Origin of the sequence: Roseovarius sp. EC-HK134 (genome assembly GCF_902498815.1) — a bacterium.
In the GTDB taxonomy this organism is placed as follows: Bacteria; Pseudomonadota; Alphaproteobacteria; order Rhodobacterales; family Rhodobacteraceae; genus Roseovarius; species Roseovarius mucosus_A.
In genome coordinates this window covers 620666-639007 of the sequence record NZ_LR701544.1, presented here as the reverse complement: position 1 = coordinate 639007, position 18342 = coordinate 620666, and the positions used below count along the sequence as shown (strand labels likewise).

Genomic DNA, 18342 nt, shown 5'->3' with positions numbered 1-18342 from the left:
ATATGGCACGGCATCTCATCACCTCGGCGATCCCCTACATCAACGGGATCAAGCACCTCGGCAATCTCGTGGGCTCGCAACTTCCCGCCGATCTCTTTGCCCGCTACTGCCGCGCCCGCGGCCACGAGGTGCTGTTTCTCTGCGCCACAGACGAGCATGGCACCCCCGCTGAATTGGCAGCCGCCAAGGCGGGCCAGCCAGTCGCGGACTATTGCGCCGAAATGCACGCCGTTCAGGCCGAAATCGCGCGCGGTTTTCGCCTCAGCTTTGACCATTTCGGGCGCTCCTCCTCATCCCAGAACCACCGCCTGACCCAGAATTTCGCCAAGCGCCTGCATGATCAGGGGCTGATCCGCGAAGTCTCGGAAACGCAGATGTATTCGCCCACCGACGGGCGCTACCTGCCAGACCGCTATATCGAGGGCACCTGCCCAAATTGCGGCTACGAGAGCGCGCGGGGCGACCAATGCGACAACTGCACCAAGCAGCTTGACCCGGTCGATCTGATCAACCCGCGCTCAGCGGTATCGGGCGCCACCGATCTCGAGATGCGCGAGACCAAGCATCTCTACCTGCGCCAGTCACAGATGAAAGACGAGCTTGAGGCTTGGATCGACAGCAAGACCGACTGGCCAATCCTCACCACCTCCATTGCCAAGAAATGGCTCAATGACGGCGATGGCTTGCAGGATCGTGGCATCACCCGCGATCTTGACTGGGGCATTCCGGTGCAGTTCGACGATGCCCCGTGGCAGGGGATGGACGGCAAGGTTTTCTACGTTTGGTTCGATGCCCCGATCGAATACATCGCCTGTGGGGCCGAATGGGCCGAGGCGCATGGGCTTGAGGCCTCCGCTTGGCAACGCTGGTGGCGCACCGACAAGGGGGCTGACGATGTCCGCTATACGCAATTCATGGGCAAGGACAATGTGCCCTTCCACACGCTCAGCTTTCCCGCCACGATCCTGGGTTCCGCAGAGCCGTGGAAGCTGGTCGACTACATCAAATCCTTCAACTACCTCAACTACGACGGCGGCCAGTTCAGCACGTCGCGCGGGCGCGGCGTCTTCATGGATCAGGCGCTCGAAATCCTGCCCGCCGATTACTGGCGCTGGTGGTTGCTTAGCCATGCACCCGAAAGCTCGGACAGCGAGTTTACATGGGAAAACTTCCAGGCATCAGTGAACAAGGACCTCGCCGACGTTCTGGGCAATTTCGTGTCCCGCGTGACCAAATTCTGCCGCTCGAAATTCGGCGAGGTGGTGCCAACGGGCGGCGCTTATGGCGCGCAGGAAACAGCGCTGATCGAGCGGCTCACAACCCGCATCCGCGAATATGAAGCCCATATGCAGGCGATGGAGGTGCGCAAATCCGCAAGCGCCTTGCGCGCCATCTGGGTTGAGGGCAACGAGTACCTGCAAGAAGCAGCCCCTTGGTCTACCTTCAAAGCAGACCCCAAACGCGCCGCCATGCAAACGCGCCTCGCGCTCAACCTCATCCGCCTTTACGCGGTCCTCAGCGCGCCGTTCATCCCCGATGCCGCTGCCGCCATGCTGACCGCGATGCAGACGGATGATGACAATTGGCCCGACGATGTGCCTGCCGCCCTCGAAATGCTCGGCCCCAACCACGCCTTCACAACCCCCGATGTGCTCTTTTCCAAGATCACCGACGAGGCCCGCGAAGATTGGCAAACCCGGTTTTCGGGGATACGCACCTAAGCCGCGAAAAGCAAAACGCGCAAGACGGGCCCACCGCCTTGCGCGCTATCTTCACCGAAGTGCCGCCTCAGGCTGTCAGCATCCGGTATAGCTCATCCTTGAGCGCCGCGCGCTTCTTGCGCATCTCGACTTCGGCCAGCTCCTCGACCGGTTCGACCAGCGTTTCGGCCCGGTGCACCGCGCGGTTCAGCGCGTGATATTCCTCGGCCAACTTGGCAAAATGCGCATCCGACTGCTTGAGTTCGCTGATCTTGTCAGCCAGTTGCGGAAATTCTTCCAGCAGTTCGTGGGGGGTGTTGGACATCGCGCATCTCTCCTTCTTGATTGCTCGCCCCTGACCCTAGGCGTCAAGAGCCGACCGATCCTTGATCCGGATCAACACACACGAATAACGCAATCCTCTTGGAGCGTTCTCAGCGCCGCCGTCGCTGTGGCTTGGGGCGGGCGGGCTTGGCGGGTTCGGCCTCGGGCTCTTGCGGCATGCCCAACTGATCTCGCATCACGCGCGGCCGAATCTCTTCCACCGCACCGGGCTTCAACTGACCCAGTTGAAACGGGCCATAGGAAAGCCGGATCAGCCGGTTCACAACCAGCCCCACCGCCTCCATCGCGCGCCTGATTTCACGGTTCTTGCCCTCACGAATGGCCACCGTGATCCAGGCATTGGCCCCCTGCTGACGATCAAGACTGACGATCATCGGCTGAAACGCCTCGCCATCCACCACCAACCCTTTGCGCAATGGCTCAAAACTGGCATCCGTGGGCCGTCCATTCACCCGCACCCGGTAGCGGCGCAGCCAGCCGGTCGAGGGCAGTTCAAGCTTGCGCTTCAACTCGCCGTCATTGGTCAAGAGCAGCAGCCCTTCGGAATTAAGGTCAAGCCGACCCACACTCATCACGCGCGGCATGTCCTCGGGAAGATCGTCATAGATCGTGCGGCGCCCCTTCTCGTCGCGCGTCGTCGTCACAAGGCCCGTGGGCTTGTGATACAGCCAAAGCCGCGCCGGCTCTGCTGCCTCAAGCGCGCGCCCGTTCACCACCACCTTGTCCGCGGGGGTGACATTAAGCGCAGCGCGCAGCACCTTTTGCCCGTTGACCGTGACGCGCCCCTCTTCGATCAATCGCTCAGCCTCGCGGCGGCTGGCAATCCCGGCGCGGGCGATGACTTTGGCGATACGCTCGCCCTCGGGGGGCTTTTTCTCTGGGGTTTTGTTGTTCATGCGCCGCGCATAGCGCAATTGCAGCGCTTGCGAAAGCGTCTTGCACGCGGCACAAGCGGCACATGACATTTCGCAGCTATATGGATATCGCTCTCGACGAGGCCCGCGCCGCCGCCGCGCGGGGCGAGGTGCCAGTGGGCGCGGTCATTGTCACCCCGTCAGGTGCCATTGCGGCACGTGCAGGCAATCGCACCCGCGAATTGAGCGATCCAACTGCCCATGCCGAAATACTGGCTATTCGCGCCGCCTGCGCCGCCCTTGGCTCGGAACGTCTGCCGGGGCATGATCTCTACGTGACACTCGAGCCCTGCGCCATGTGCGCCAGTGCCATCGCAGCCACCCGCATTGCCCGGCTCTATTACGGTGCCGCCGATCCGAAATCTGGCGGCGTGGCCATGGGCGCGCGGGTGTTCAGCCATCCGCAATGCCACCATGTGCCCGAAATCTATGACGGCATCGCCGCGACAGAGGCCGAGACCCTGCTCAAGACCTTCTTTCGCGACCGCCGCAGCGGCTCAGAATAGCGACAGACCGTCACCCAGAAACGGATGCCGCGCCACAATTGGCGTGACAATCGTATCGCGCAGAATGGGTTTCAGCTTTTCCGCCAAGGTCGCGGGCATGTCCTGCAAAATCCCCTTGCGGGCCGTCACGCTGATCGTACGTGTCAGAGGGGCCATCGGCAATTCGAACACATCAATCTGATCGGCAAAGCGCCGCGCCCGCATCAGCGCCAAAGGCGTCAGGATCGACCACCCCGCCCCCTGCCCCACAAGGGCCAGAATGGAATGATAGCTGTCCAACTCAAACCGGTGTGGAATACTTAGATTCTGCCGCGCCAGATGGGACGATATCAGCCGCCCCATATAATGCCGCTGCGTGTATTGAATGAGCGGCAGGCGTTTAAGCTGCCGCAAAACATCGCGCTCGGGTCGGATCACGCCACGCGGGGCCACCACGGCAAAGCCTTCGCGCAGCACCGGATGCACCTCTACCCAATCCGCCTCACCGCCCAGTTCCGCCGCAACGATCACGTCCAGCGCGCGCGCATCAAGCTGATCATAAAGATGATGGCTGGCCCCAGTCTCCAGCAGAAACTGACAGCCTTTCAACTCACCCGCCATATGGGTCAAAAGCTGCGGCGTCACATCCGCCTCCAGATCCTCGATCATTCCCAGCCGGAACCGCGTCAGCGTCGACAGATGCGACATCGCCAACTCTGCCCGCGCCTGCGCCGCCTCGTTGAGAATGGCCAAGGCACGCCGATGCATGATCTCGCCCGCAGGCGTCAGGCGGATGGGCCGCGCGTTGCGCTGCAACAGCGTGGCCCCGACCGCCCCTTCGAGATTGGTCAACTGCTGGCTCACCGCCGAAGGGCTTGCCCCCAACCGCCGCGCCGCAGCGGAAATAGAGCGCTCATCAGCCGCCGCCATGAACACTTCGATCCCCCACAGGGTTATCCGCCCCGGGCTCTCAACCATGTCGGCTTATTTGCCCAGCTTCGACAGTTTGTCCTGCAATTCGGCGAGCTGTTTCTTGATGTCATCCAGCCCCTCCTTGCTCTCACCTGCGGGCGTTTCGGACTGGGGCGCACTTGTGCCCATGCCCTTGAACCCACCTGTCATCGCTTTCATAAAGGCCTCTTGCTGCGCGCGCATCGCCTCCATGCCCGGCATCGAAGCCAGAGGATTCGCCTTGGTCATATTCTCAAGGATCTTGGATTGCCCGTCGCGCAGCATCTCGAAACTGGCGGCAAGAAACTCGGGCACAACGCTGGTCGCCTGCGTGGTATAGCTGCGCACCAGATCATTCAGCACATTGATCGGCAGCACGCTTTCACCCCGGCTTTCGTGTTCGGCAATGATCTGAAGAAGGTATTGCCGCGTCAGATCATCCCCGGATTTGAGGTCGATGATCTGCACCTCACGCCCTTCCCGGATGAATTCCGAGATATCCTCAAGGGTCACGTAATCGGATGTCTCGGTATTGTAGAGCCGCCTGCTGGCGTAGCGTTTGATCAGCAGCGGTTTTTTGGAGTCGGCCAAGGGGTATCCTCCCGGAGAATGCAGCGCTGCAGCACAGCTTAGACACAAGCGCCACAAAAAGAAAGGGCGAGCCGCATGGCTCGCCCTTCGCAGTCCATACCCCTCAAGGGAGGGGATCAGGGTATGGGTCTGCTAACCTTACTTGGCCGCTGCGGTTGCCTTCTGGGTCGCTGCGGTCACGTCGTCTGCTGCTTTCTTGACAACCTTGGTGGCGTCTTCCTGCATGGTCTTGCCAGCAGCAAGCATCAGCTCAACGGTTTCCATCTGAACTTTCTTCGCCACTTCGGCAAAGGCGGCCATGTTCTCGGCGGCCACTTCGGCATTGGCCGATGCGAAATCGGTCATCGCCTTGGCGTAATCAGCGGGCTCAGCTTTGGCTTTGGACATTTCGCTCAGCTTTGCGAGCGTGTCTTTGGTCCACTTGTTCGAAATCTCTGCCGACTTCTCGGCAGCGGTCAGAGCCACACCCGAGAGCTTCTCGCTCAGGGTTGCTTGGTTCTTGAACGCGTCTTCCAGAGCTTTGGTGTCAACCGGGAATGTGCCCATGACATCTTTGAACATCGCGGTGAAATCTTGTGCTTTTGCCATTGGTTCGGTCCTTTCGGCTAGGGCGGATCAGTCCGCCGGTTCTGTAACTGCACTTAGATATACATGCTGCACTGCAGCATTTCAAGCTTTTTCTGCACTGCAGCATTTTCACCGGGAGCTTAATAAAAAAGCGTAAAAGATCAAAGCGTTGCCTTTTTACGCACATAGGTGCCAGGGGCCGGGGCCAATGCCGGATGCTCCGAATCGCCCGGTTCACGTGCCGAAATCATCTTGCCAGATCGCTTGGCCAACCACGATTCCCACCGCGGCCACCACGATCCGGCGGTATATTCCGCCCCTTCCATCCACGCCTCGGCATCGGCGCTCAGATCCGGATTGGTGTAATGGCCATACTTCTTCTTGGTGGGCGGATTTACAATTCCGGCGATATGGCCCGACTCCGAAACAATGAATGTCCGGTCCTTGCCCCCCGTCTGCTGGAACCCGCGATAGCAATCTTTCCACGCGGCGATGTGATCGGTCTCGCAGGTGATCGACATCAGCGGCACTTTGACATCGCGGATATGCAACCGCTCGCCGCAAATCTCGAATCCGTCGGTCACAAAGTGGTTGCCCTGACACAGACCACGCAAATATTGCACCGTCATCTTGCCCGGCAGATTGGCCCCATCGCCATTCCAATACAGCAGATCAAACGCGGGCGGGGCCTCGCCCATCATATAGCTGCGCACGGCGGGCTGATAAATCAGATCACGCGACCGCAGAAAAGACATGGTCCGCCCCATGATAAAGGATCGCAGCACGCCCTGCTGTGTCACCTCATCCTCGATCCCGTCGATGAAATCATCCTGCAGGAAGGGCGTAAATTCCCCCTGCTCCGAAAAATCCGTGAGCGCGGTAAAGAACGTCGCGGACTTGACCGACTTATCCCCGCGCTTGGCCATCAACGCCAGCGTCATATGCAGGGTGGTGCCCGCGATGCAGTAGCCGACGGCGTTCACCTCTTTTTGGCCCGTGATCGCCTTGGCCTCGCGAATCGCAGTCAGAAAGCCCTCTTCGATATAATCTTCCATGCCCACCTCGGCATGGCTCGTATCGGCATTCACCCAACTCACGACAAACAGCGTGTAACCCTGATCAACCACCCATTTGATCATGCTGTTGTCAGGCTTGAGATCGAGAATGTAGAATTTGTTGATCCACGGCGGAAAGATCACAACCGGAATCTCATGCACCTGTTCGGTCGTGGGGCTGTATTGGATCAGCTCCATCATGCGGTTGCGGTAAACAACCTCGCCCTGCGTGGTGCCGATATTCTCGCCCAGCTTGAACGCCTTGTCATCGGCCAGCCGCACCACCAATTCGCCGCTGTTGGCCTCTAGGTCCGCAATCAGGTTTTCCAGCCCCTTGACCAGGCTTTCGCCCTCGGTCGCCACCGCCCGTTCCAGAGCATCGGGATTGGTGCCCAGAAAATTGGTGGGCGACATCATGTCGATGATCTGATGCGCGAAATAGTCCAGCCGCCGCTTGTCCTTGGGCGGCAGGTCCTCGACATCGCCCACCGCATTTTCGATGGCCTGCGCGTTCAGCGCATATTGCTGTTTGATGTAACGAAAATAGGGGTGCGTGTTCCACAGCGGGTTGGAAAACCGCTTATCTCCCGCCAAGGGATCGGGCTCTGCTTCCTCTGCCACCGGTTCGCCCCGCAGCATGACCTGCTGCGCCTCTAGAAAATGGCGCACCGACTTGCCCCAATATTCCAGTTGCTGTTCATAGATCTTGCCGGGATTCTCAACCGCCTCGGCCCAATAGGATTTTGCCGCCTTGGCAAAAAGCTCTTGATTGGGGCCGTTCAAAGTGGGGTTGGCAGGATTACGCGCAGCAAGTGCTTGAATCAGCCGCTGAGAAAGTTGCTCGACCTTGGCAAGGTTCTCGTTGAGTTTTTCCAGATTCTGCCCTGCGACATCGTCTTGCGTTGCCATTTTGACTATTTCCCCTTAACATTTTCTGCTATGCAGCATAGCGTCATATTGATCGGAGGGGATCATACGACGAGCAAACCGGGCCACCCGCCCGAACAGGAGACGAACATGCGCTACATGGCCACATACGACCTGATGGAATCCCTCCGAAATACCAATCAATGGCTGGGTGCCTCCGCCCTCTCACTCGCATCCTATCCGCTTTTCAGTATGGTGCCAAACCCTGCTTTGCAATGGATGGCAGCTTGGGGTGAAGTAACAGAACGCAGCTTCAAGCGTATGGTGTCCAAGCCTGACTGGGGCATTCGCACCTTTACCCATGAGGATGGCCGCGATCACCTCGTGAACATTGAAACCGTCGTTTCGCGCCCTTTTGGCGATCTCATCCACTTCAACGTCTCGGGCCGCCCGGAACAACCGCGCAAGATCCTGCTGGTCGCGCCGATGTCGGGCCATTACGCCACGCTTCTGCGCTCGACGGTGAAATCGCTCATCGTGAATTGCGAGGTCTATGTCACCGATTGGCATAACGCGCGCGATATTCCCGTGTCCGAAGGCAAATTCGATATCGAGGATTACACCCTTTATCTTGTCGATTTCATGAAGGCACTGGGCCCAGACGTCAATGTGATCGCCGTCTGCCAGCCCGCGCCGCTGACACTGGCCGCCACCGCCTATCTGGCGGAACTGGACCCAGACGCACAGCCCAGCACGCTGACCTTGATCGGCGGGCCGATCAACCCCGATGCCACCCCGACCGATGTGACAGACTTTGGCCGCCGCGTCACCATGGGCCAGCTAGAGGAAACCATGATCCAACGGGTCGGGTTCAAGTACAAGGGCGTCGGCCGTCAGGTGTATCCTGGCCTGCTGCAACTTGCCTCGTTCATGTCGATGAATGCCGAACGCCACTCCACGGCCTTTTCGGATCAGATCATGCGCGTCGCGGGCGGCGAAGCCTCTGACAACGACGCCCACAACCGCTTTTACGATGAATATCTGGCCGTCATGGACATGACCGCCGAATTCTACCTCTCCACGGTAGAGCGTATTTTCAAAGGCTTGGAAATCGCGCAAAACCGGTTTGTCGTGAACGGGCACAAGGTGGATTTGGGCAAGATCACCCGCGTCGCGGTCAAGACCGTCGAAGGCGGCAAGGATGACATCTCGGCCCCCGGTCAATGCGTCGCGGCGCTGGATCTGTGCACCGGCCTGCCCGACAGCCTCAAGGCCAGCTATCTGGAACCCGAGGCCGGGCATTACGGTATCTTCGCGGGCCGCTCCTGGCGCAACAACATCCGGCCCTTGGTGCTCGATTTCATCGACGCCAACGCGCGCAAAGATCCCAAGCCGGCGAATAAGAACGCCCGCGCAACCGGCTGAAACATCAGGCGGCGGGTTCACCCGCCGCCACTTCCCTCACGCATCCACCCGCCGTTGCAACACCAACGGCTGCCGCAGCCAACCCCGCAGCGCCGCCGTTGTGGTCTCGGGCTGCTCCAGCACCGGCAAATGCCCCGCCCCCGGCACCACCACCAGATTGGCATAGGGGATGAGATCGGCCATGAACCGATGCCGTTTGACCGGCGTCAGCCCATCCTCTTCTCCGCACAGCACCAGCACCGGCACCTGACACCGCCGCAACACCGCCTGATAATCGCGCCGGCGCTGCAACGCCCGCGTCTGCCGGATAATCACCTCCGGCCCAATCGCCTCGGCCATCCGCACCACCTCGGCCATCACCTCCGCCCGCCGTGGCCCGGATGCCAGATACTCTGGCCGCAGCAACATTTGCGCCGCCGCGGCCACCGCCCCGGTTCTCAGCTTGATGATGAACGGCTCATAGGCCGTGGCCGATTGCGGCGTCTCGGCCAGCGCATTGGTATCCATCAGCGCAAGCCGCGTCACACGATCCGGCGCGCGGCGTAAAATCTCCATCGCCACGATCCCACCCATCGACAACCCCGCAAGCGCAAACCGGCGCGGCAGCACATCAAGCAGGTCCGAAGCGATTTCCTCGATCCGGTCCCCGCCCGTGATTGGCGCAACGGTCACGGCCATATCCGGGCTCAACGCGGTTATCTGCGGCGCGAAAAGCCGTGCGTCGCACATCATTCCGGGCAAGAACACGACTGGTTCACTGCTCATCCGTCATCCTTGTCTCTGACCCGTCACATATGGAAACACACTGACGCCAGCATGACACCAGATCGGCACCCCCGACAAGGGGCTCACCCGCTCACCTCTGCCACGGTCGCGCCAATCAGCGTCAAACACTCTGGATCGGAAAACCGGTGATCCGCTCCCTTGACCAGACACAGCCGCATATCCGGCCCCGTGGCATGGTCCAACAGCCGCATTGCCACCGACATATCCACATCCCTATCGCAGGTGCCTTGCAGAAATCGAACCGGAAAGGGCAAATTGAGCGGGCTGCGCAACACCAGATTGTTGCGCCCCTCCTCGATCAGCCGCCGTGTGATGATATAGGGCTCGCCATAGTCTGACGGCAACGCAACCTGCCCGTCTTCGATCAGCGCATGCCGTTGGTCGGCATCAAAACTGCCCCACATTCCGTCTTCTGTGAAATCGGGCGCGGCGGCAATTGTCACCAAGCCTGCAACCCGCTCTGGCATCGCCCGCGCCAGCAAAAGCGAAATCCAGCCCCCCATAGAGGACCCGACCAGAATTTGCGGCCCCTCCGTCAGAGCTTCGACGACTGCCCGCGCATCCGCTGCCCAATCGCCAATCGCGCCGTCTTCGAAACGGCCTGAGGATTGCCCATGCCCGGAATAGTCAAACCGCAGGAAGGCCCGCCCCTTTGCGCGCGCCCAGTCTTCCAACCACAGCGCCTTGGTGCCCTGCATGTCCGACTTGAACCCACCGAGGAAGACCACACCCGGCCCGCTCCCTGCGCTCCGGTGATAGGCCAGATTGCGGCCCTCTGGACCAGCCAAATAGTCAGGGTCCGCCATCTCGCCCTCCGTTTCTGCAACGGCACAATCATGCACGCTGCAACACAGAGGCGCAAACCGGAATTACCGCAGGCGTGGCACCCGGGATCAGCCGCCGATATAGGCGCCGCGACGTGGCCGGTAGAACACTTTTTGATTGTGGAGCCGCCCCAGCAGATCGTGGATCTTGCGCAGGGTCTCATCCGCGCAGGCCAATCCGTCGGCCATACGGTCAGGTTGTGTCGTTAGATCCGCCTTGGTCTTGAGCAAGGCACTTTCGATCAGCTCCATGTCTGCGACCGACAACTCAAAATTCGAATTATACTTCGGCATGTCAGGCCCCCTTCTGGTTGCGCACGCAAGAATCTTGCGTGTCCGATATACGGCATTTAGGGCCTCATATCCGACATGTCCATAGATTTTTTCTGCACTGCGACAAAAGGAGAAACGTATGCTTTTGCATGCAAAATTCCGTGCGAAAAAGCCCTCCTATTGACCTTGCCCGCCTGAACGGGCATGTGACGCGTATCAAACCCGCAACCGGGCGTTCCGTGGGCGCCAAACCGACGAGGAGCCAAGAAAATGGCCCAGATTTCCCTCAGCTTTCCCGATGGCAATGCGCGCGAGTACAGCGCAGGCGTAACCCCCGCAGAGGTGGCCGCCAGCATCTCGCCGTCACTGGCCAAGCGCGCCATTTCCGCCCATGTGGACGGCGCACATTGGGACCTGCAATGGCCCATTGATCGCGACGCAACCATCAGCATCAACACGATCAAGGATGACGCGCCCGCGCTCGAACTCATCCGCCACGACCTTGCCCATATCATGGCCCGCGCGGTGCAGGAAATCTGGCCAGATGTGAAGGTCACGATCGGCCCGGTCATCGCGAATGGCTGGTATTACGATTTTGACCGCACAGCCCCCTTCACCCCCGAAGATCTCGGTCTCATCGAGAAAAAGATGAAAGAGATCATCAACCTGCGTGATCCGGTGCGCACCGAAATCTGGGAGCGCGACCGCGCGATCCAGCATTACCGCGACACAGGTGAGCCCTATAAGGTCGAGTTGATCGAGGCGATCCCCGGGTCTGAGCCGCTGCGCATGTATTGGCACGGCGACTGGCAGGATCTCTGCCGGGGTCCGCATTTGCAGAACACCGGGCAGGTGCCCGCCGACGCGTTCAAGCTGATGAGCGTGGCCGGCGCCTATTGGCGTGGCGACAGCACGCGGCCCATGCTGCAACGTATCTATGGTGTCGCGTTCCAGAACCGCGACGCGCTCAAGGATTACCTGAACTTCCTTGAAGAGGCCGACCGCCGCGACCACCGCAAATTGGGCCGCGAAATGGACCTTTTCCACATGCAGGAAGAGGCCCCCGGTCAGGTGTTTTGGCACCCCAACGGCTGGACCGTCTACACCACGCTTCAGGATTACATGCGCCGCCAGCAACGCCGCGGCGGCTATGTCGAGGTGAACACGCCCCAAGTGGTCGACCGCAAGCTGTGGGAAAGATCCGGCCATTGGGAAAAATATCAGGAAAATATGTTCATCGTCGAAGTCGACGAGGATCACGCCCGCGAAAAAGCCGTGAACGCATTGAAGCCGATGAATTGCCCCTGCCATGTGCAGATTTTCAATCAGGGTCTCAAATCCTACCGCGACCTGCCCCTGCGCATGGCTGAATTCGGCTCGTGCAACCGCTACGAACCCTCGGGTGCGCTGCATGGCATCATGCGCGTGCGGGGCTTTACGCAGGATGACGCGCATATCTTCTGCACCGAGGATCAGATCGAATCGGAAACCGCACGCTTCATCACCTTTCTGTCGGGTATCTACACCGATCTGGGCTTTCCGAATTTCGAAGTTCTCTTTTCCACCCGCCCCGATGTGCGCGCCGGATCAGACGAGGTCTGGGACAAGGCCGAAGCCGCGCTTCTATCCGCCACCCGCGCCGCAGGCATCGAACCCAAGGTTAATCCGGGCGAAGGCGCGTTCTACGGGCCCAAGCTCGAATTCACCCTGACCGATGCCATCGGGCGCAAATGGCAATGCGGCACGCATCAGGTGGATTTCGTTCTGCCCGAACGGCTGGATGCAAATTACATCGGCACCGACGGGGCCAAACACCGTCCCGTGATGCTGCACCGTGCGGTTCTGGGCAGCTTTGAGCGCTTCATCGGTATCCTGATCGAAGAGCACGCAGGCCGCCTGCCCTTCTGGTTGGCCCCGCGTCAGGTGGTGGTCGCGTCCATCGTGTCTGAGGCCGACGACTACGTTACAAAAGTCGCCCAAAACCTTACAGACCTTAACATCCGCGCCGAGGCCGACACCCGCAACGAAAAGATCAATTACAAGGTCCGCGAGCATTCCTTGGGCAAGGTTCCTGTGATCCTCGCCTGCGGCCCGCGTGAGGTCGAGGATGGCACCGTATCCCTGCGCCGCTTGGGTGAAAAGGACAGCCGCATCGTGCCTTTGGATCAGGTTGCCGCAGAACTGGCACGAGAGGCCACACCGCCTGACCTTTTGTAATATAAGGGAAATTCAGCGCTGCGCCGGATCAGAGGCCACCCGAACCAACCGCGTGAGGCTGCCAAGGCTCTCGCGCTGTTGGCCCTGAGCGTCAAAATTTGACGGGTCCAGCCAAAGCGTAAAGGCCTCTTTCAACGCAGGCCATTCGGCGTCAATCGCGGCAAACCACGCCGTGTCGCGATTGCGCCCCTTTACCACCGTCGCCTGCCGGAAAATCCCCTCGTAACTCAGCCCAAACCTCTGCGCCGCCCGTCGCGAAGGCATGTTAAGCGCATCGCATTTCCATTCGAACCGGCGATAGCCCGCTTCAAAAGCCCATTGAATCAAAAGGAAAATCGCCTCGGTTGCGGCACGGGTGCGCTGAAGAGAGGCGGCAAAATTGATATGCCCCACCTCGATTGTGCCCGCCTGCGGCGTGATCCGCAAATAGCTGGCAACGCCCCCCAAATGCCCGCTGTCGAGGTCGGTAATGGCATAAAACAGCGGGTCACTCCCCGCCGCCATCTCCCGCGCCCACCGGTGCAACTGCGCCGAGGACGAAAACGGCCCATAGGGCAGATAGTCCCAAATCGCATCATCCACCGAAAACGCGCGGTGCAGATCTGCCGCGTGGCGATCCGAATCCAGCCTGTCCAACCGTGCATATCGCCCAACAAGCGGCGCACCATCCGGCGCGGGCGGCGGGGTCCAATTCACCAGCTTTGGCCCAACTGGCCTATTTTGCGTCATTTTTTCGGGCCTTGCACAGTTCCTTGGCGCGACATTGCCCGAATATCACGCCAAGGGAAAGCCCCGCCTAGTCTTGTGGAATGATCCGCAATCCCAGCTCCATCAACTGATCCGAGGTCGGATCAGAGGGTGCATTCATCATCAGGTCTTCGGCCCGCTGGTTCATCGGGAACATGATAACCTCGCGAATATTCGACGTACCCGCCAGCAACATCACGATCCGGTCAATGCCCGCAGCACAGCCGCCATGCGGCGGGGCGCCGTATTGAAACGCGTTGACCATGCCGCCAAACCGCTTGCGCACCTCTTCCTCGCCATACCCGGCCAGCTCAAATGCCTTGATCATGATGTCGAGCTTGTGGTTTCGGATCGCGCCCGACACCAGCTCATAGCCGTTGCAGGCCAGATCATATTGATATCCCAAGACTTTGAGAGGATCACCGCTCAGCGCGTCAATCCCACCCTGCGGCATCGAAAACGGGTTATGCGAGAAATCGACCTTGCCGGTGGTCTCATCGGCCTCATACATCGGGAAATCGACGATCCAGGCAAAGGCAAAGCGGTTCTGATCCGTCAGCCCCAATTCATCGCCAATCACCGTGCGCGCCTTGCCCGCCACCCGCTCAAACGCCGCAGGCTTGCCGCCAAGGAAGAACGCAGCATCGCCCACACCAAGCCCAAGCTGCTGGCGGATCGCTTCGGTGCGTTCCGGGCCGATATTCTTGGCAAGGGGGCCTGCGGCCTCCATCGCGCCATCGGCCTCGCGCCAGAAGATATACCCCATCCCCGGCAGGCCCTCTTTCTGGGCAAAGGCGTTCATGCGGTCGCAGAACTTGCGGCTGCCGCCCGTGGGCGCGGGAATGGCGCGAATTTCTGTGCCGTCTTGCTCCAACAGTTTGGCAAAGATCGCAAAACCGGACCCCCGAAAATGCTCGGAAACATCCTGCATCTTGATCGGGTTGCGCAGGTCGGGCTTGTCGGTGCCGTACCAGAGCGCTGAATCCGCATAGGAAATCTGCGGCCATGCCTCGGGCGCATCCACCGTCTTGTCGCCACCGAACTCTTGGAACACACCTGCGATCACCGGCGCGATGGTGTCAAAGACATCCTGCTGCTCGACAAAGCTCATCTCAAGGTCGAGTTGGTAGAAATCCGTGGGCGAACGGTCGGCGCGCGGGTCTTCATCCCGGAAACAGGGCGCGATCTGAAAATACTTGTCGAAGCCCGACACCATGATCAGCTGCTTGAACTGCTGCGGTGCCTGTGGCAACGCATAGAACTTGCCCGGATGCAAACGCGACGGCACCAGAAAGTCGCGCGCGCCTTCAGGGCTGCTGGCCGTGATGATCGGTGTCTGAAACTCGCGGAATCCCTTGTCCCACATGCGACGGCGCATCGCGGCCACCACATCCGAGCGCAGCACCATATTGCGCTGCATCGCCTCACGGCGCAGGTCAAGATAGCGATAGCGCAGACGTGTTTCCTCTGGGTATTCCTGATCGCCGAACACCTGCAGCGGCAATTCAGCGGCAGAGCCCAGAATCTCCATATCGCGGATGAACACCTCAATCTCGCCAGTCGGGATCTTTGCGTTGATCAACCCAGCATCGCGCGCTTTGACCGCCCCATCGATTCGGATGCAATATTCGCTGCGCAGCTTTTCCACTTGCGCAAAAACCGGGCTATCGGGGTCACAAATGAGCTGAGTTACGCCGTAATGATCGCGCAGGTCGATAAAAAGAACCCCGCCATGATCGCGGATACGGTGCACCCAACCGGCAAGGCGCACATCCGCGCCCACGTCCGTTTTTGTCAGGTCTGCGCAGGAATGGCTGCGATATGCGTGCATGTTGGCTCTCCGGTCCCAAGTCTGGGCTGTCGTTTCGGGTTCGGGCCGATACACCTTGGCGGGGCGGCAAAGTCAAGGGCGTGGGGCCGTGCACGCCGCAAAACCGTTTACACAAAAGGCAATCTGCGCGAAAATACCCACCACATGAGCAGGCAGGCCCAGAGAACTCGGGCCGAGGGACAAGTTTGGTACGCCGTTGAACTGCGCCGGGTTAGGCGCGCGGACATGGGGTGTGACATGTGGACAAGGGCTCTGGACGGGTTGCTGACCCATCTTTTCAAGCAAGGACATCTAAGCGTGACTTACCCAGACGGGGTCACGCGGCACTATGGCGAGCAGGGCGACGGCATTGCGGTGACGCTGCATGACCCCACGTTGCCCCGGCGCATCGTGCTCTCGCCGGATATGGCGGCGGGCGAAGGCTATATGGATGGCACGCTGACGATCGCGGGCGATGATCTTTACGGCTTTCTCAGCCTCGCGATCACCAATATCGCGGCGCAGGGGCAGCCATGGTTCCGGCGTCCTATGGAAACGCTGCGCTGGCTCAAGCGGCGTCTGGATCAGTTCAACCCGGCGGCGCGGTCGCGTGCCAATGTAGCGCATCATTACGATCTGTCTGGCGCGCTGTACGATCTCTTTCTCGATGCCGACCGGCAATATTCCTGCGCCTATTTCGCCCGCCCCGACATGACACTGGAAGAGGCGCAGGCCGCCAAAAAGGCACATATCGCCGCCAAGATGCTGATCCGTCCGGGCATGCGCGTGCTCGACATCGGCTGTGGCTGGGGCGGCATGGGGTTGACGCTTGCGCGCGATTTTGGCGCGCAGGTGACGGGCGTGACCCTATCTCAGGAACAGCATGCGGTGGCCAATCAGCGTGCGCAACAGGCGGGGCTGGCGGATAAGGTGCGTTTCCACCTCATGGATTACCGCGATGTGAAGGGGCAGTTTGACCGCATCGTATCCGTGGGCATGTTCGAACATGTGGGCGTGCCTCATTACGATGCCTATTTCGCGACGGTTCAGCGGCTGCTGGCCCCCGATGGCATAGCTCTTATCCATACCATCGGGCGGGCGGGGCCTCCGGGTGCAACAAGCCCCTGGATCACGAAATACATCTTTCCGGGGGGCTATTGCCCGGCCATGTCCGAGGCGGTGGCCGCCGTGGAACGGCACGGGCTGGTGACGACGGATGTTGAGGTGTGGCGCCTGCACTATGCGGAAACGCTGCGCCATTGGCGCGACCGGTTCGAGGCAAATCTCGACAAAGTCCGCACGCTCTATGATGAGCGCTTTTGTCGGATGTGGCGCTATTACCTGATCGCCAGCGAGCTTACCTTTCGCCTTAACAATCAGGTGGTGTTCCAGTTCCAACTGACACCGAAACAGGATGCCGTGCCACTGACCCGCGATTACCTATACAGCAACAGGGCTAACGGCCTGCGACACGCTGCCGAATAGGCCCTATCAGGCAGGAACAGGCGCAAGCGCACGGGCGAACCGCGCCTTCCACAGCGCCTCTTCATATTCGCCCCAGGCCGTGCTGTCATAGACCACGCCGCCCCCCACGTTGAGGGTTGCGCGCCCATCCTCGAGCATCAGCGTGCGAATGGCCACATTGAATTCGGCCCGTCCATCCGGTGCGGCCCAACCGATAGCGCCGCAATAGATATCGCGGGCGTGGTGCTCCAACTCGGCCAAGATTTGCATCGCGCGCAGTTTCGGCGCGCCAGTGATCGAGCCACAGGGAAAAAGCGCGCGCAAAATATCCGACAGTCCCATATCGGGCATGAGATCAGCGGTGATGAGCGAGGTCATCTGATGCAGCGTCTCATAGGTCTCGACCGAGAATAGCTCGGGCACGCGCACGCTGCCGGGCAGGCTGACCCGGCTGATGTCATTGCGCAATAGGTCCACGATCATCAGGTTTTCGGCGCGGTTTTTGGCGTCCGATTGCAGGAAAAACCGACGCCGCGCATCCTCGGCCGCGTCGGTGCTGCGGGGCTGCGTGCCCTTCATGGGCCGGGTTTCGATCCGCCCATCGGCATGGGTGCGAAAGAACAACTCGGGCGAACGCGACAGGATCGCGGGCAGGCCTGCCGCCTCGATCAACGCGCCATACCGCACCGGTTGAATGGCGCAGAGCGCGGCATAAAGCGCCTGCGGCGTGCCTTGGGCCGTCATGCGCAGCGGAAAGGTCAAATTGGCCTGATAGATATCACCCGCACAAATATACTCATGCACCGCCTGAAAGGCCCGCGCATAGCGGGCCTGATCCCAGTCAGGCACCAGATCGCCAAGCGACGCCTGCCCCGCCTTGAGCGGCGCGGCTTTGATGGGGGCGGCATAGGTTCCAAATTGCAAAAGCGGCAAACGACGGGATGCAGGCAGGGACGAGGCCAACCGTGGCTCCAGCGCATGACCAAGTTCATAGCTTGCAAAGCCCGCCAGCCAAAAGCCCTCTGCCCGCGCCTCGTCAAGCGCTGCAAGTGCGGCGGGCACCTCTTCGGGCGTCTGCGCCACGATCAGGCGTTCGGGCTGAGCAAACTGGCAGGCGTCGGTGTTGGGCCCATGATCGAAACGAATCTGCACGTCGCATCCTCTTGGCAAGTGGGATGTATTTAGGCGCGTGATCCACAAAGCACACCCTTAAATACGTCGGTTTGAGCCAGTTTTGCGGTCACAGGCGCCCTTGGCTGCGCTTCAAGTCGGGGAAACGCTGGATAAAGGCGTTTTCAGGGGGCTCAGCAAGCCTGCAAAA

The 18342-nt window shown here is 60.2% G+C and carries 17 protein-coding genes; 5 read left to right on the top strand and 12 right to left on the bottom strand.

The window, feature by feature from the left end; translation table 11 throughout:
• Positions 1-2 precede the first annotated feature (2 nt).
• Positions 3-1721, top strand: coding sequence for a methionine--tRNA ligase (metG, locus tag GC127_RS07090; protein ID WP_151977267.1), 1719 nt, complete (start codon positions 3-5; stop codon positions 1719-1721).
• 67 nt (positions 1722-1788) lie between these two features.
• Here metG and GC127_RS07085 read toward each other — a convergent pair whose 3' ends face one another.
• Together GC127_RS07085 and GC127_RS07080 are read right to left on the bottom strand one after the other, a co-directional pair.
• Positions 1789-2025 carry a YdcH family protein gene (locus tag GC127_RS07085; RefSeq protein ID WP_151977265.1) on the bottom strand — a complete coding sequence of 79 codons (237 nt, stop codon included), beginning with the start codon at positions 2023-2025 and terminating at the stop codon, positions 1789-1791.
• Positions 2026-2134: 109 nt separating this feature from the next.
• Positions 2135-2941, bottom strand: a complete 807-nt coding sequence (locus GC127_RS07080; RefSeq protein ID WP_008279142.1) for a pseudouridine synthase — start codon at positions 2939-2941, stop codon at positions 2135-2137.
• A 62-nt stretch (positions 2942-3003) separates the two neighbouring features.
• Between GC127_RS07080 and GC127_RS07075 the strand changes: the two genes are divergently transcribed.
• Positions 3004-3465 carry a nucleoside deaminase gene (locus GC127_RS07075; protein WP_008279143.1) on the top strand — a complete coding sequence of 154 codons (462 nt, stop codon included), beginning with the start codon at positions 3004-3006 and terminating at the stop codon, positions 3463-3465.
• On the opposite strand, the gene GC127_RS07070 is transcribed toward GC127_RS07075, so the two are convergent.
• The 4 genes from GC127_RS07070 to phaC form a co-directional block, all read right to left on the bottom strand.
• On the bottom strand, positions 3457-4422 hold the full coding sequence (locus GC127_RS07070; RefSeq protein ID WP_008279144.1) for a LysR family transcriptional regulator: 966 nt from the start codon (positions 4420-4422) through the stop codon (positions 3457-3459). The two genes, GC127_RS07075 and GC127_RS07070, sit on opposite strands and share 9 nt — an antisense overlap.
• Positions 4423-4428: 6 nt before the next feature.
• On the bottom strand, positions 4429-4986 hold the full coding sequence (gene phaR, locus GC127_RS07065; protein ID WP_008279145.1) for a polyhydroxyalkanoate synthesis repressor PhaR: 558 nt from the start codon (positions 4984-4986) through the stop codon (positions 4429-4431).
• Between the two features lie 138 nt (positions 4987-5124).
• Positions 5125-5574 carry a hypothetical protein gene (locus GC127_RS07060; RefSeq protein WP_008279146.1) on the bottom strand — a complete coding sequence of 150 codons (450 nt, stop codon included), beginning with the start codon at positions 5572-5574 and terminating at the stop codon, positions 5125-5127.
• A gap of 140 nt (positions 5575-5714) precedes the next feature.
• Positions 5715-7517: an alpha/beta hydrolase gene (gene phaC, locus GC127_RS07055; RefSeq protein ID WP_151977263.1), complete on the bottom strand. Its 1803-nt coding sequence runs from the start codon at positions 7515-7517 to the stop codon at positions 5715-5717.
• A gap of 108 nt (positions 7518-7625) precedes the next feature.
• Between phaC and phaZ the strand changes: the two genes are divergently transcribed.
• Positions 7626-8900 (top strand): polyhydroxyalkanoate depolymerase, encoded by a 1275-nt coding sequence (gene phaZ / locus GC127_RS07050; RefSeq protein ID WP_037296657.1) that lies wholly within the window; start codon positions 7626-7628, stop codon positions 8898-8900.
• A 36-nt stretch (positions 8901-8936) separates the two neighbouring features.
• Here phaZ and GC127_RS07045 read toward each other — a convergent pair whose 3' ends face one another.
• The 3 genes from GC127_RS07045 to GC127_RS07035 form a co-directional block, all read right to left on the bottom strand.
• Positions 8937-9665, bottom strand: coding sequence for an alpha/beta fold hydrolase (locus GC127_RS07045; protein ID WP_008279150.1), 729 nt, complete (start codon positions 9663-9665; stop codon positions 8937-8939).
• 83 nt (positions 9666-9748) lie between these two features.
• A complete protein-coding gene (locus GC127_RS07040) occupies positions 9749-10492 on the bottom strand; it encodes an alpha/beta fold hydrolase (RefSeq protein ID WP_151977261.1) in 744 nt (247 codons plus the stop codon).
• An 87-nt stretch (positions 10493-10579) separates the two neighbouring features.
• Positions 10580-10804 (bottom strand): hypothetical protein, encoded by a 225-nt coding sequence (locus GC127_RS07035; protein WP_008279152.1) that lies wholly within the window; start codon positions 10802-10804, stop codon positions 10580-10582.
• Between the two features lie 249 nt (positions 10805-11053).
• Here GC127_RS07035 and thrS point away from each other — a divergent pair, with 249 nt between their 5' ends.
• The gene (gene thrS, locus GC127_RS07030; protein ID WP_008279153.1) at positions 11054-13000 is read left to right on the top strand and encodes a threonine--tRNA ligase; all 1947 of its coding nucleotides are present in this window, start codon (positions 11054-11056) and stop codon (positions 12998-13000) included.
• A 12-nt stretch (positions 13001-13012) separates the two neighbouring features.
• Here the strand turns inward: thrS and GC127_RS07025 are convergent, their stop codons facing one another.
• Complete coding sequence (locus tag GC127_RS07025; protein WP_151977259.1) at positions 13013-13729, bottom strand: GNAT family N-acetyltransferase; 717 nt, start codon at positions 13727-13729, stop codon at positions 13013-13015.
• Between the two features lie 67 nt (positions 13730-13796).
• Positions 13797-15578 carry an aspartate--tRNA ligase gene (aspS, locus tag GC127_RS07020; RefSeq protein WP_151977257.1) on the bottom strand — a complete coding sequence of 594 codons (1782 nt, stop codon included), beginning with the start codon at positions 15576-15578 and terminating at the stop codon, positions 13797-13799.
• Between the two features lie 237 nt (positions 15579-15815).
• On the opposite strand from aspS, the gene GC127_RS07015 reads away from it, so the two are divergent.
• Entirely contained in the window at positions 15816-17042 is a 1227-nt protein-coding gene (locus tag GC127_RS07015) for a cyclopropane-fatty-acyl-phospholipid synthase family protein (protein ID WP_151977255.1), read from the top strand.
• A 6-nt stretch (positions 17043-17048) separates the two neighbouring features.
• Here GC127_RS07015 and GC127_RS07010 read toward each other — a convergent pair whose 3' ends face one another.
• The gene (locus tag GC127_RS07010; protein ID WP_151977253.1) at positions 17049-18173 is read right to left on the bottom strand and encodes an aminodeoxychorismate synthase component I; all 1125 of its coding nucleotides are present in this window, start codon (positions 18171-18173) and stop codon (positions 17049-17051) included.
• Positions 18174-18342: the final 169 nt, after the last annotated feature.